The sequence below is a fragment of the Pedococcus sp. P1_H8 genome, assembly GCF_056405175.1.
In genome coordinates, this window is sequence record NZ_JBFUCP010000304.1 from 1 (window position 1) to 416 (window position 416).

Sequence of the window (416 nt, forward strand, 5' to 3'; positions counted from 1 at the left end):
TCCATCAACTTCGTCACCGCGCACGACGGCTTCACCCTCGCGGACCTGGTGTCCTACAACGAGAAACACAACGAGGCCAACGGCGAGGGCAATCAGGACGGCGAGAGCCACAACCGGTCCTGGAACTGCGGAGCGGAAGGCCCCACCGACGACCCGCAGATCCTGGAACTGCGTGCCCGCCAGCGCCGCAACCTGCTGGCCACCCTGATGCTGAGCCAGGGCACCCCGATGCTCACCCACGGCGACGAGATGGGCCGGACCCAGCGCGGCAACAACAACGTGTACTGCCAGGACTCGCCGCTGTCGTGGATGGACTGGTCACTGGCTGAGACGAATTCGGACCTGGTCGAGTTCACCCGCCGGGCGGTCGCGCTGCGCACCGCGCACCCGGTTTTCCGGCGCCGCCGGTTCTTCGA

Annotated in this window: 1 pseudogene; it reads left to right on the forward strand. The window is 67.1% G+C overall.

Annotated features, from left to right (window positions below):
* Window positions 1-416: pseudogene (locus AC1DYG_RS20125) on the forward strand (glycogen debranching enzyme); the annotation flags it as partial.